This is a genomic window from Flavonifractor sp. An9, from assembly GCF_002161245.1.
GTDB lineage: Bacteria > Bacillota > Clostridia > Oscillospirales > Oscillospiraceae > Flavonifractor > Flavonifractor avicola.
Map to the genome: position 1 here is coordinate 1 of NZ_NFHC01000007.1, position 13,146 is coordinate 13,146.

Below are 13,146 nucleotides of genomic sequence, written 5' to 3' on the forward strand. Positions count from 1 at the left end.
CCGTTCGACTTGCATGTGTTAAGCACGCCGCCAGCGTTCATCCTGAGCCAGGATCAAACTCTCAATAAAATGGTATCTAAAGAACCGAAGTTCTTCAAATCATCTTATCGAAGCTTAATTCATAGCTTCAAAGAAATTAATTCAAGAGCCTTCTTTCAAGCTTTGCTTGTCAGAAGGACTTCTCGTCCTTTCTGGTGCTTCGTGTTTCTTTCACGTTGTTTAATTTACAAGGTACACGCTCTTGCCAGCCACTCGGGCTGACGTGCTATTTATTTTAGCACACTCTGTTTCGCTTGTCAAGAACTTTTTCAAGTTTTTTCAGGGCTTTTTAGCCCCGAACCGCTTGTTTCGGTTCTTTTTCAAGCTCGTCCGTACCTTCCGGCGCGAACTCATTTAGTTTACCATGCACACTCGCGTTTGTCAAGCACTTTTTTCTGATCTCTTTCCGCAAGGCTGTCCAGGTTCCCCTCGGTTTCTTCCGGTTTTGGTCAGATTTTCATGCCCTCTCGCAAGGCGCTCAGATAGAATATCACTCACGGTGCCATTTGTCAACACCTTTTTTCACTTTTCTTTTGACTTTTTGCGCCGCTCCAAACACTACCTATATATAGTAGAAAATCAGAGCCTTACCCACAAGATGCCCCCCTACCCTCTCTTACGGAACAGAGAGATCACAAACAGCAGCAGCGGACCGCCCAATCCAAAGAGGATACCGCCCCACAGCACCGGCCCTTCCAGAGCCTGATCCAGGGCAAAGGCGTCAGGAAAGAGCCAGATGGCTCCTGCCGCAGCCGCCAGAATGATGGGCAGCACGGCGGTGCTTCTTTTCTGAATCGCAAACCCTTTCTGGGCCAGTTCCGAACAGGCACAGGCCAACAGGGACAGCAGGGCCAGATCCGCCAGTACCCACAGGGCAATGATGACCGACTCCATCCGCTGGAAGGTGCCTTCAAAGCCAATGCCTTTTACCATCATAAAGAATGGCGTGTCCATACGCCCGGCCAGACCGGGCCCGAAATTGCCCAGGCACACCACTTGCAGCGCAGTTAAGGTAAGACACAGGCCCACCGCCCAGCGCAGGATCTTTCTCCGGCTGCCCTCCTCTGGCACCACATGGCCCCCCAGGCATGGGGCAAAGACCACATAGCCCAGCAATCCCAGCACCGGCAGGGTGGCCCAGCCCACTGCGGGCAGATCCTCCACCCACACGGGCAGCAGATTGGCGGTATCCACCTGAAAGGCACCCAGCAGCAGGGACAGGGCCAGCCCGGCGGCCAGAGTGAGGAAAAAGACCTCCCCCGCTCGGGCCAAAGCCCGCACCGGCTTGCGGACCAGCCAGAAGGTCACCCCCAGCAGGGCCAGCAGAAAGAGCACCATAGGGGCGTTTCGGTAGCTGATGGTAAGAAAGCGCAGGGCCACCTGCCGGGCGTTGGCCGCCAGCAGATACAGGCCCCACAGAAAATAGAGCAGGCAGAACACCCGCCCCAGGGTGGGACCCAGCAGCTGTTGGGCGGTATTGGGCAGGCCGCCCCTGAACAGCCGCCACAGCAGCCAGCACAGTCCCAGCAGCACCGGCAGAGCGGCCAGGGTGGCCAGCCACCCAGCCTCCCCGGCCCGCCGGGCGGTGCTGCCGGGCAGCAGCTGAATGGCGGGGGACAGCAGGGCCGCAAAGGTCAGGGTCAGCAGCTGCCGCAGAGAAATGCGGTCGTCCGGCATGGTGTCACCTCCTACATATAATAGTGAATCGTCATTACCCGTCAGCGTGGTAACTGCGCTGGATTATCGCCTCGGCGGTGGCCTCCAGCTTCAGGTCTTTCATGGAATAGCTGCCCAGCAGCACTTCCTTGTGCCAGGGCACGGCAAAGGCGGCGGATTGGCGCAGCCCCAGATAGTCGGCATCCAGCGCCCGGGACAGCTCCAGCGCCCGGGCCATCCGCTCCGCCTCCACCTGAGCCAGTTCCGCCTCCAGGGCGTCCAGGGTGGCCTGGTCGGGCATGGCGCTCCCCTCCGCCAGATTGGCGTCCACCTTACAGTGGACCTTCAGCCCGGCCAAAGTGTCCCCCTGCCAGATGGGCCGCACCGAGGCGGCGGCTCCCACCACACGCAGGGCGGCGGCGGTGCCGTCGGGGGCCTGTACCTCCGCCACGTCGGCGTCCACCTTGCCGAAGATCAGATTGACCCCCAGGGCGGCGTCTCCCTCCGCCCAGCCCACCAGCACCCCATCCTTCAGGATGCCGTAACCGGCGGCGGTCAGCCCGCCGTCCGCCAGCACTGCCGGCAGAAAGGAGGCCCCCTGCCGGTCCAGCTCGGCCAGCACGTCCTTCACCGTCCGGGGCATGGAGTTGGCGGTGAGCCCGGCGTCGTCGGCCAGGGCCTCCAGCCGGTCGGTGGCAGAGCCGTCGGCGGCGGCAGCCTCAATGGCCTGACCCGCCGTGCCATTGCGCACCACATAGAGGGCGGTCTCCAGGCGCATCTCCACATCCCGCAGCACATAGTCCAGAGAGGGCATGACCCCCCGTTTGGCCAGCCCCTCCCCCAGCAGCAGCTGAGTGACGTGGCCGAAATAGAGGTAGGAGGACCCCTCCCCCTGGAGTTCCAGCACGGCGGCGCTGATGGTACCCGCTTCCCCGGCCACCACCTCAGTCTCCTCCTGAGAGGTGCCGCCGGAGGCGGTGATGGCCACCCCGGCATCCCCAGCCGTATCCACTCCCAGGGTGCGGATCAGCTCCATGTCCTCGATCTCCCGGGCGTATGGCAGAAAACCGGAGTACCGGCGGCAGCCGGTGAGCAGGAGCATAAGGAGCAGCACCAACAGAACCTGTTTTTTCACCGCTGTTTCCTCCTGTTCCTGGGTTTGAGGGCGGCAGGCCGGTCCTTGATCTGGGGCATGGGCCGCCGCAGCAGCACGTGCTCCCGGGGCCTGCGGCCGGTACCCACCGCAAAGGGGGTGAGATAGGGCACCCCAAAGCTCTCGATGCCCGCCAGATGGACGATGAGTACTGCCGCACCCATAACGGTGCCGAAGAGCCCCGCCGCGCTGGACAGCAGCACCAGCACAAACCGCCAGATCCGCAGGGCGCCTCCCAGCTCCTGGGAGGGCATGGTGTACCCGGCGATGCCGGCCACTGCCACCACAATAAGCACCGCCGGGGAGACGATCTTGGCCTCCACCGCCGCCGAGCCCACCACCAGACCGCCGATGATGGAAACCGTCTGACCGATGGACTGGGGCAGCCGCAGGCCCGCCTCCTGCAGGATCTCAAAGGCGATGAGCAGGACGATGACCTCAAAAGCCGAACGGAAGGGCACGTTCTGCTTGGCGGCAATGATGGACAGGGCCAGCCGGGTGGGGATCATCTCCTGATGGAAGGTGACCATGGCGATATAGAGGGCGGGCAGCAGCAGGGTGGTGAGCATACAGAAGTAGCGCAGCACCGTCAGGGCGGTGGCCAGCAGCCAGTTGGAGGACTTGTCCTGGGGGGCCTGCAAAAAGTTGCCCAGCACTGCCGGGGCCAGATAGCCCAGCGGGATGCCGTCAATGAGGATGCCCACCCTCCCCTGGGCCAGCCCGGCGCAGAACCGGTCGGACCGCTCGGTGTACTGGATGAGCGGAAAGGGGGTGTGGGCGGCGGGCACGATATACTCCTCAATGGCTCCGGTGGAAAACACCCCGTCAATGTCGATGTCCCGCAGCTGGGCGGTCACCTGCTCCACCAGATGGGGATTGGTGATCCCCTCTATATATAGGATATCCACCAGCGTGGCCGACTGGCGGCCTACGATCTGCTCCTGAATCCGCAGCTCCGGGGCCTTCAAATGGCGGCGGACAATGCTGGTGTTGGTACGCACGCTCTCCACAAAGGCGTCCTTGGACCCCTTGAGCACCGTCTCGTTGTCGGGAGCGGACACAGACCGCTTCTCCTCGGTACCCACAAAGCAGGACAGCACCGTGCTTTCCCCGGGAAACAGGAACACGCACCATCCGGCCACCAGGTCAAAGACCACCTGATCCAGCCGGTCCCGCTCCTCCACCGTCAGGTTGTACAGAGCCCCCTGGCGCATCCGCTCCATCATGGGGGTTGTTCCGGCGCACCGGGCCAGCTCCGGGTCCTGGGCCATGGGCCGCAGCAGATAGTCGCTGATGCGCTCCATCCGCACCATACCGCTGAGGTAGCACAGGGTCAAACTGTGCCTGGGGTCCTCTCCCACCCACACCGTCCGGTGGATGAAATCCACGCAGTCCCGGAAGATCTCCTCCAGCCGGGCCAGGGTGATGGCCCCCGGATAGCGGGGCTCCTGCCGGGGGTGGGGATGGGTCTGTCCGTCGGAGCGATCATGGGCCATGGCAAGTCCTCCTTTGTCTGAATGTGCGCATCAACGCTCTCTGCGTTTCCCCATTCAGAGCTCTTTTTTACAGTCCCACGGCCCTGTTTGGGTGAATTTGACGAATTGAACTTTTTTATACTGCCCTGTTTTCGCCTTGTTATACAAACTTGAAGGTAACTGTTGCAATTTTCCAAAAGAATTGATATACTTGAAAAAACTCCCCGGTTCATCTGGTAAACTAGTCACCTTCCGGTAAGTATCCCGCCGCTCCGGTGGAGCAATTCTAACAAAGAGGAGGAGCCCCTATGAAGCCCTTTACCCAAGCCGCCGACGTTCTAGACAAGGAGCTGGCGGACAAGATCGACGGCATCATCTCCGCCCACAACGGGGACGCCACCCAGCTGGTGGGTATCCTGCTGGACGTGGAGGCCGCCGTGGAGCGGCACTACATCCCTGAGTCCGCCGCCTACTATGTGGCCGAGAAGCTTGGCGTCAAGCCCACTCAGGTCTACGATGTCATCTCCTTCTACACCGCGCTCCATTCCAAGCCCCGGGCCAAGTTCACTCTGGAGGTGTGCAACTCCGCCCCCTGCCGGGTGAAGGACAGCGACACTCTGGTGGAGACCCTCAAGCGCCTGCTCAACCTGGAGGTGGGCGAGGTCACCTACGACGGCCGCTTTTCCATCGAGAAGGTCCCCTGCTTCGGGGCCTGTGACGTGTCCCCCGCCGTGCGGGTCAACGGCGTGGTGTACGGCCATCTGGACAGCGAGGAGCGTATCCTGGATATGCTCCAGCAGCTCAATTAAGGGGGTGCCGGTATGAGCAAGAAAGTCTGTTTTATCACCCGTAACTTCGGGAAGTACGATCCGGACAGCCTGAAGAGCTACGAGTCCATCGGCGGCTTCACCGCCCTGCGCAAGGCTCTGACCATGGACGGCAACGAGATCGCCGACGTGCTGGCCGCCAACGGCGTTCAGGGCCGCGGCGGCGCCGCCTACGACATGGGCAAGAAGTGGCGCCAGGCCCGTGAGGTCAAGGGCAAGCACAAGTGCGTGGTGTGCAACGCCGACGAGGGCGAGCCCGGCACCTTCAAGGACCGGGAGCTGCTGACCAACGATCCCTTCCAGCTGCTGGAGGGCATGATCATTGCCGGCTGGTCCGTGGGCGCCGACAACGGCTACATCTATATGCGTGAGGAGTATTCCCACCTGCGTCCCCGCCTGCTGTCCGCCATCGCCCAGTGCGAGGAGGCCGGCTACCTGGGCGACGATATCCTGGGCTCCGGCCTGAACTACCGCATCCACCTCTACTCCGGCGCCGGCGCCTACGTCTGCGGCGAGGGCTCCGCTCTGGCCGAGTCCGTCGAGGGCAAGGCGGGCCGTCCCCGGATGAAGCCCCCCTTCATCAAGCAGTGCGGCGTGTTCCACCTGCCCACCTGCGTCAACAACGTGGAGTCCCTCTCCCTGGTGCCCCCCCTGCTGCTGGACGACGAGGGCTACTACAAGAGCCAGGGCACCGAGGACTGCCCCGGCACCAAGATGATCTCTGTCTCCGGCAACGTGAAGAACCCCGGCGTGTTTGAGGTGCCCTTCGGCATCACCATCCGGGAGATCATCTACGACCTGGCCGGCGGTATGGAGAACCCCGAGTATCCCCTGCGCCTGGTGCAGCTGGGCGGCGCTTCCGGCCGGATCTGCGCTCCCTCCCAGCTGGACACCCCCTACACCTACAAGGGAATGCGGCAGGCCGACCTGACTGCCATCGGCTCGGGCGCCGTGCTGGTGGTGGACGAGCGCACCAGTGTCATCGGCTTCCTGCGGATGACCCAGGAGTTCTTCTCCCACGAGAGCTGCGGCCAGTGCACCCCCTGCCGGGAGGGCAACCGCCACATCGCCATGCTGCTGGATAAGGTGGCCGCCGGCGAGCACACCCAGAAGGATGTGGACACCCTGAAGAAGTTCGCCGACATCATGTCCTGCGCTTCCCTGTGCGGCCTGGGCGAGACGGCTCAATCCGCCCTGCTGTCCGCCATGAAGCGCTTCCCTGAAGTCTTTGCCGTCAAAGAGGAGGTCGCGGTCCGATGAGCAATACGGTACATCTTACCATCAACCATATGCCGCTGGAGGTGCCCGCCGGCACCCGCATCATCGAGGCGGCCAAGATGCTGAACATTGATATCCCCCATCTGTGCTACCATCCCGACCAGACCATCAAGGCCCACTGCCGGATGTGTATGGTGGAGGTCACCGGCCAGCGCAAGCTGCTGGCCGCCTGCTCCACCGTGGTGTGGGAGGGCATGGAGGTCTTTACCGACACCAAGAAGGTGTACGACGCCCAGGTGGGCGTGCTGGACCTGATTCTGGCCGACCACAAGCAGAACTGCCTGTCCTGCGCCCGCAACGGCAACTGCGAGCTGCAGAAGCTGTGCCGCCGGTTCAACCGCCTGCTGCCCGAGCTGCCCGACATCTCCTCCAACGAGCCCCTGCGCATCGACAATCCCTCCATCGTGCGGGACCCCTCCAAGTGCGTCAAGTGCGGCCGCTGCGTGAAGGTGTGCGCCGAGGTCCAGGGCTGCGCCGCCCTCACCGCCGCCAACCGCTCCGGCGACTTCAAGATCACCACCGCCTTTGACCTGCCCATGGACCAGACCGACTGCGTCCTGTGCGGCCAGTGCTCCCTGGTGTGCCCGGTGGGCGCCATCGTGGAGGTGGACAACACCAACGATGTGGTCCGCGCCATTCAGGACCCCCGCAAGCACGTTGTGGTCCAGGTGGCTCCCTCCGTCCGCGTGGGCCTGGGCGACGAGTTCGGCCTGGAGCCCGGCGCCATCGTCACCGGCAAGATGGTCACCGCCCTGAAGATGATGGGCTTTGACAAGGTGTTCGACACCAACTTCACCGCCGACCTGACCATCATGGAGGAAGGCAGCGAGCTGCTGGACCGTATCAAGAACGGCGGCAAGCTGCCCATGATCACCTCCTGCTCCCCCGGCTGGGTCACCTACATGGAGAAGCATCACCCCGAGCTGTGCGACAACCTGTCCACCGCCAAGAGCCCCCAGGGGATGTTCGGCGCCGTGGTCAAGACCTACTACGCTCAGAAGATGGGCTGGGACCCCCACGATATCGTGTCCGTGTCCGTCATGCCCTGTACCGCCAAGAAGTACGAGGCCTCCCGTCCTGAGCTGGGCCGGGACGGCTACCGGGACGTGGACTACGTCCTCACCACCCGCGAGCTGGCCAAGCTGATCCGCTACGAGGGCCTGGACCTGTCCGTGCTGCCCGAGAGCGAGTTTGACTCCCCCCTGGGCATCGGCTCCGGCGCCGGCGCCATCTTCGGCGCCACCGGCGGCGTGATGGAGGCCGCCCTGCGTACTGCGTACGAGGTGTATACCGGCCAGACCCTGCCCCGCCTGGAGTTTGAGGCGGTGCGCAACGACGTCAACGCCATCAAGGAGGCCACCATCGACCTCAACGGCACCCCGCTGAAGGTGGCCATCGCCAACGGCCTGAAGAACGCCGAGGAGATCATCCGCCGTGTGGAGAGCGGCGAGGCCGACTACATCTTCATTGAGATCATGGCCTGCCCCGGCGGCTGCATCGGCGGCGGCGGTCAGCCCATCGGCACCAACAACGCCGTCCGGGACGCCCGCATCAAGGCCCTGTACGAGATCGACCGGTCCCTGCCTCTGCGTAAGAGCCACGACAACCCGGAGATCAAGACCATCTATGAGGAGTTCTTCGGCGCGCCTCTGTCCCACCGCTCTCACGAGCTGCTCCACACCCACTATCACGCCCGTCCCAAGAAGCACGACTTCTCTCACCTGAAGTAAGCAGAAGGGTCTGCTGCAAAACCGCTGTCTTACACAAGCCTGTCATTGCGAGCCAGTGCGCACACTGGCGTGGCAATCCGTTTCCCCGGCAAAAGGGGCGGATTCCCACGAAAAACGGCCGCCCACCGGGCGGCCGTTTTTCTCGGAATGACGGGTCTTTGTACCGGCTGCGCAGTTTGCAGCAGGTCCCCATTTTGTCATCCTGAGCGTCAGGGTCGGATCTTTTCTGCCAGTTTGTCTGCCACAGGAAGATTCTTCGCCCCGCTGGGGCTCAGAATGACAGCTGTATTCTATTTTGCAGCAGGCCCTTTTTGTGCTTCACCCTGTAGGGGCGGCCTTTATGGCCGCCCGCCGTATCCCCCATCCACGCAGAAAGGCCGGCGCTGACGCGCCGGCCTTTTGTGCCGTATGTAAGGAAATTACTTGCCCTGCTGGGTCTTGCGCCACTCGTTGAGGACGGCGCAGAACACCAGGGACAGGAAGCTCTCCTCCGCCTTGGCGGAGCGGGAGGTCAGAGCGATGGGCACCTTGGCGCCCACCACGGCGCCGCAGGTGGTGGCGTGGGCGTGGATGAGCCAGCTCTTCACCAGGATGTTGCCGGCGATCAGGTCCTGAGCGATGATGCCGTCGAAGCCGCCGCCGGACCAGGGGCACTCGTAGTTCTTCAGCCGGCAGGCCTCCTTGGAGATGATGAGGTCGTAGGAGATGGGGCCCCACAGCTCGCAGTCGGCGAAGGGGTGCTGCTTCTGCTCGCTCACCAGGCGCTGGGCCTCGATGGTGTCGGGCATATGGAAGTTGACGTTCTCCACCAGGGCCATCAGAGCCAGCTTGGGATTCTCATAGCCGAAAGCCTTCAGGGCGTCGGCGGTATTCTTGATGATGGCCTTCTTCTGGGTGGGGTTGGGGCTGACGATGATGGTCATGTCGGACAGAGCCAGCAGCTTGGGATACTCGGGGATGGAGGCCAGAGACACATGGCTCATGAGGCGCTCGGTCCGCAGGCCGTTCTTCTTGTCCAGCACGGGCATCAGGAAGTCGCGGGTGGGCATATTGCCACGCATGAGGATGTCGCCCTCGCCGCAGTGGATCACGTCGATGGCGGCCTGGGTCACGTTGTGGCCGGGAGCGGTGTCCACCATGGTGTAGGGCTCCTTGTCCAGGCCCAGCTTCTCCAGCTGCACCATGGTACGGGCCCGGTCGCCCACCAGCACAGGCTGCACAAAGCCCTCCTTCTGAGCCTGGAACAGGCCGCGGAGCATATTCTCGCCGTCAGAACCGGCCAGGACCACGCGCAGAGGAGCATTCAGCTTGGGAACACGGCTGATGATATTGTCAAAATTCTTCAATTCCATGGGATGATCCCTCACCTTTCCATTGATGCCGCGCAGCGGCGGTTGCTCTTTTATTATACCGGATAGTTTCGGAGAATACAAGGTATTTCCATAGGAATCGGAACAATATTTCCCCTTATAGCGGGGCAATCCCCCTTCTTTCTCCTGCGTTTTCGTGCCGCGCACAAAAAGACCGCCGCGGGGAGATATCCCGCGGCGGTCCGGATAGTATTGCTTCTTACTTTGCCACGTTCTCGCAGAAGCGCATGAGGATGGTGGCAACCTCAGCGCGGGTGGCGGTGCCGGTGGGATCCAGCTTGCCGCCGTCCTTGCCGGTGATGAGCTGGGCGCCAACCGCCCAGGTCATGCCGTCGGCCGCCCAGGTGGACACGGTGCTGCCGTCGGCGAAGGCAGTCAGGTCGCCCTTGGCGGACACGTCGTACTCCTTGTACCCGGCATAGCGGTACAGGATGGTGGCCAGCTGCTCACGGGTCACGGTGTCATCGGGGGCAAACACGGTGTCGCTGTAGCCCTTGACGATGCCCTCGGCAGCCGCCCAGCGGACCGCCTCGGTGTACCACACGCCGCTCTCCACATCGCTGAAGTTCATGGCGTAGTTGACCACAGGGCTGCCCGCCTGACGCCACAGGATGGTGACGATCATGGCCCGGTTGGTGGTCATGAGGGGGGCGAAGGTGGTGGAGGAAGTGCCGTCCATCAGCTTGTTGTCGTAGACATACTTCACCGCGTCATAGAACCAGTCGTCGGCCTTCACGTCGGTGAAGGGCAGGCCGGTATCCACAGGGGTGTCGTCCTTGGTGAAAGAGGCTTCCACGGTGACAGCGGAAGCGGGCATGGTGAAGGTATACTTGCCGTCGCCCTTGTCGGTGAGCTTGAGCTCATTGCCGTTCTTGTCGGTGACGGTGATGGTATCCAGCTTGTAGCCCTCGTCAGCCTTCACGGTCAGGGTAATGGTCAGACCCTTGTTGGCACGGGTCCGGCTGGCGGTAACGGTGCCGTTGTCTGCCTTGCTCACGGTGATGGCGTAGGAGGTACCGGAAGAAATCACGCTCCACTGGGCAGTGAGGGTCTCCGTCTTGCTGACGGCGTAGGGGCTCTCCACCTTGTTGCCGTCGGCGTCATACCAACCCAGGAACACATAGCCGTCCCGGCTGGGCGTGGGCAGGGGAACCTTGGTGTTCTCCTCCACCGTATACACAGAATCCGCGGTGGCGTTGTCGTTGTACTTCAAGGTCAGGGTGTGCGTGGTGGTGGTCGCCTTCAGATCGGTGATGCTGTCGCCCTGCTGGGCAGCCTCCAGGGCAGCTTCCATGGTGGTGTAGTAGCTGTGGGTGTCACCGCTCTGCACCTTGGCGGCGGCTCTATCTGTGTCGTCAATAAATTTGTCCACGCTGGCGCCAAAGGAGCCACCGTTGATGGTAATATTCGGCTTAAGGCTTTCCACGACCTGCTGCAACTCATCATCAGAGTTGGTCTGCTTCCCAATTATCAGATCTCCGGTGATGGTACCGCCGTTGACGGTCAGAACACTCTGATTCCCCTCATATGCATCCTGACCCCACAGGCCAAGTTCCACATTACCTTCAACAATTGCACCCTCATTTACAGTCACGCGGGCGCCATCCTCATAACTTGCCGCCCAGCAGACATCCATGGCGATATCATCATCTGTACGGGGGATAATCGTTGTCCCGGTGTTCAGGTTGATTTCACCGTTGTTGTTGGACAGGGTGTAGTTGAGGCCGGTATAATCCGTCATGCCGGTGCCGTCCAGCGTGACATTTTCCAGGGTGAGGTTGGAATAGTTCTGGATCAGGATCTTGACTTGCTGTCCCTCCTCAGGATCCGCGGCAATGGTCCCGTTCTTAAAGGTAATGTTGTTATTTTTGATTAGCTGGAACCCGTTGGTCTCAGTACCGGCAGAACCTACGCCGCTGGTGATTGTATAGGTATGTCCGCCCAGGTCAAAAGTAAGATTTCTCTTCACGGTGCCATTCACGACTACGCCAGCGCCGGCAGTATCTTTCAGCAGAGTAATCGTCGTATTCTCAGTCGTGGTCACCGCGTCAACGGCATCCTGGAGAGTATTATAGCCTGTGGTGCCGATGCGGGCGACATAGTCATCGTTGATGGTTCCACCCTCTTCAGCAACAACATCGCCACCGTTCACAGTACCGAGCTGCTTAAAGGTCGCGCCGGTATCCACAGTCAACTTGGACGCAGCATCCATGTCGATAGTACCCACATTGGTAAGCGTATTGTTCTCCGCCACCGTTGCGGTCACACCGCTGAGTTTCAGCGCACTTCCCTCAGGCACGGAGAAAGTGTTCAATGTTACAGACGGGGTACCACTACTAGTGTACACCGGAGAAAAGTCACTGATCGCTGCGGAAATCGGAGTTCCCGCCTTCTGGATGGTCAGGTTTTCGTAGGTGGTAGCATAGGTGGCATTGCTGGAACTCCCGGTGCGGACGACCAGGGGAGTAATCTGCGCAGCAGTTACGTTGGTAGCTTCGTCGATGTTCCAAACCGAGGAACCTGTAACACCACTGCCGTCCGGCGTACCAGAGTCAGTGCTAAAGCAGCCGTTGGCCGCGCCGAAATTCAGCTTTCCGGTAATATCGCAGTCATTCAGATCCACATTGGCCGTGCCCACAAAGCCACGGTTTGTGGCGGAGAAATCCTCGATGGTGCAGCCGGTGGCCACGATGGAGGAGTTCTCCACTTCGCCGTTGATGCCGCCAAGGTAGAGGTTGCTCAGCTCACAATTATTCAGCGTCACGCTGCTGGAACACACCTTGGTGCTGCCGCTGCCGCCGCCGCCGAGCAGGTAGAACTTGCTGTCTTCGGCTTTAATGACGACCTTATTTGCCACAGCTTCGGTACCCATAGTGCCGTCCGCAATATTGCGTGTCCCTTCATATCCGTTTCCCCAGGATCCGCCGTTGACATAGAGCATGTTACTGGGATCAGAGAGGTCAACACCGTCAAACTCCATGGTTATGGTGTCGTTTACGCAGGTATTGCGGGCACCCGCTCCGTGAAGAAGATCCTTCACAACGGCGTCGCCGGAAAGGGAAATGTTCACATCTCCCGTCACAACGGAGCAGTAATCTGTCGTAGAGCCCTCTTCTCCGTAGTTGCCGCCGAACAGTCTCCAGATCGTGCCGCCGGTCATGGTGATGCTGGTGCTTTCCACCGACACCGCCTCCGTCCGGCCATCGGCGCCGCCAAAAACATTGACATATTTAGCCGCGTCAACACCTATGTATTTGGTCGTGCCGTTGTCATCCCAACTGATGTAGGCGCTTTCGCCCGTGGCGGTGAAATCATTGAATGTCGCCGCCGTTCCATTCTCCGGCGCCGCGGCCGTGATAGTGATGGGCGTACCATTGGCAAAGAAGTATGTGCCGCTGGCTGTGGGGGCCCCATCCGCAGGCTTAGGCTCCGCCGCCAGCGCCGTTACCGGCAGCAGCGACAGCATCATGGCCAGCGCCATCGCAATGGATAGCATCTTTCTTTTCATTTGTCTCACGCTCCTTATTTCTATTCTACCAACATCAAGCCATTTTTCTTTGGCCTGACCGCATCTAGTTTAGCGTATCTCTTTGTCAAAATCAAGTGCTACCCGGTAAA

General features: G+C 61.0%; 8 protein-coding genes and 1 rRNA gene. 3 read left to right on the forward strand and 6 right to left on the reverse strand.

Annotated elements, in window-relative coordinates; translation table 11 throughout:
• The 4 genes from B5G40_RS06380 to B5G40_RS06395 all read right to left on the reverse strand — a co-directional run.
• Positions 1-69: ribosomal RNA gene (locus tag B5G40_RS06380) — 16S ribosomal RNA — on the reverse strand; the annotation flags it as partial.
• Positions 70-645: 576 nt separating this feature from the next.
• Positions 646-1,716 carry a GerAB/ArcD/ProY family transporter gene (locus B5G40_RS06385; protein ID WP_087399099.1) on the reverse strand — a complete coding sequence of 357 codons (1,071 nt, stop codon included), beginning with the start codon at positions 1,714-1,716 and terminating at the stop codon, positions 646-648.
• Between the two features lie 34 nt (positions 1,717-1,750).
• Positions 1,751-2,830 (reverse strand): Ger(x)C family spore germination C-terminal domain-containing protein, encoded by a 1,080-nt coding sequence (locus B5G40_RS06390; RefSeq protein WP_087399100.1) that lies wholly within the window; start codon positions 2,828-2,830, stop codon positions 1,751-1,753.
• The gene (locus B5G40_RS06395; RefSeq protein WP_087391375.1) at positions 2,827-4,344 is read right to left on the reverse strand and encodes a spore germination protein; all 1,518 of its coding nucleotides are present in this window, start codon (positions 4,342-4,344) and stop codon (positions 2,827-2,829) included. The genes B5G40_RS06390 and B5G40_RS06395 overlap by 4 nt, the downstream gene beginning before the upstream one ends.
• A 287-nt stretch (positions 4,345-4,631) precedes the next feature.
• Here B5G40_RS06395 and B5G40_RS06400 point away from each other — a divergent pair, with 287 nt between their 5' ends.
• Genes B5G40_RS06400 through B5G40_RS06410 form a run of 3 tightly spaced genes read left to right on the forward strand, consistent with a single transcriptional unit; the run spans position 4,632 to position 8,158 of the window.
• Positions 4,632-5,132 (forward strand): complex I 24 kDa subunit family protein, encoded by a 501-nt coding sequence (locus tag B5G40_RS06400; protein ID WP_087187335.1) that lies wholly within the window; start codon positions 4,632-4,634, stop codon positions 5,130-5,132.
• Positions 5,133-5,144: 12 nt separating this feature from the next.
• Positions 5,145-6,410, forward strand: coding sequence for a complex I 51 kDa subunit family protein (locus tag B5G40_RS06405; protein ID WP_087399101.1), 1,266 nt, complete (start codon positions 5,145-5,147; stop codon positions 6,408-6,410).
• Entirely contained in the window at positions 6,407-8,158 is a 1,752-nt protein-coding gene (locus B5G40_RS06410; RefSeq protein WP_087399102.1) for an NADH-dependent [FeFe] hydrogenase, group A6, read from the forward strand. Before B5G40_RS06405 ends, B5G40_RS06410 begins: the two co-directional genes overlap by 4 nt.
• A gap of 419 nt (positions 8,159-8,577) precedes the next feature.
• Here B5G40_RS06410 and B5G40_RS06415 read toward each other — a convergent pair whose 3' ends face one another.
• Entirely contained in the window at positions 8,578-9,510 is a 933-nt protein-coding gene (locus tag B5G40_RS06415; RefSeq protein ID WP_087399103.1) for a phosphate acyltransferase, read from the reverse strand.
• A gap of 217 nt (positions 9,511-9,727) precedes the next feature.
• Positions 9,728-13,036 (reverse strand): S-layer homology domain-containing protein, encoded by a 3,309-nt coding sequence (locus B5G40_RS06420; protein WP_087399104.1) that lies wholly within the window; start codon positions 13,034-13,036, stop codon positions 9,728-9,730.
• Positions 13,037-13,146: the final 110 nt, after the last annotated feature.

What these genes read in the sequence shown, in the direction of transcription:
- B5G40_RS06385 (WP_087399099.1), bottom strand. Translation starts at nt 1,716, where the DNA reads ATGCCGGACGACCGCATTTCTCTGCGGCAGCTGCTGACCCTGACCTTT.
- B5G40_RS06395 (WP_087391375.1), bottom strand. Translation starts at nt 4,344, where the DNA reads ATGGCCCATGATCGCTCCGACGGACAGACCCATCCCCACCCCCGGCAG.
- B5G40_RS06400 (WP_087187335.1), top strand. Translation starts at nt 4,632, where the DNA reads ATGAAGCCCTTTACCCAAGCCGCCGACGTTCTAGACAAGGAGCTGGCG.
- B5G40_RS06405 (WP_087399101.1), top strand. Translation starts at nt 5,145, where the DNA reads ATGAGCAAGAAAGTCTGTTTTATCACCCGTAACTTCGGGAAGTACGAT.
- B5G40_RS06410 (WP_087399102.1), top strand. Translation starts at nt 6,407, where the DNA reads ATGAGCAATACGGTACATCTTACCATCAACCATATGCCGCTGGAGGTG.
- B5G40_RS06415 (WP_087399103.1), bottom strand. Translation starts at nt 9,510, where the DNA reads ATGGAATTGAAGAATTTTGACAATATCATCAGCCGTGTTCCCAAGCTG.
- B5G40_RS06420 (WP_087399104.1), bottom strand. Translation starts at nt 13,036, where the DNA reads ATGAAAAGAAAGATGCTATCCATTGCGATGGCGCTGGCCATGATGCTG.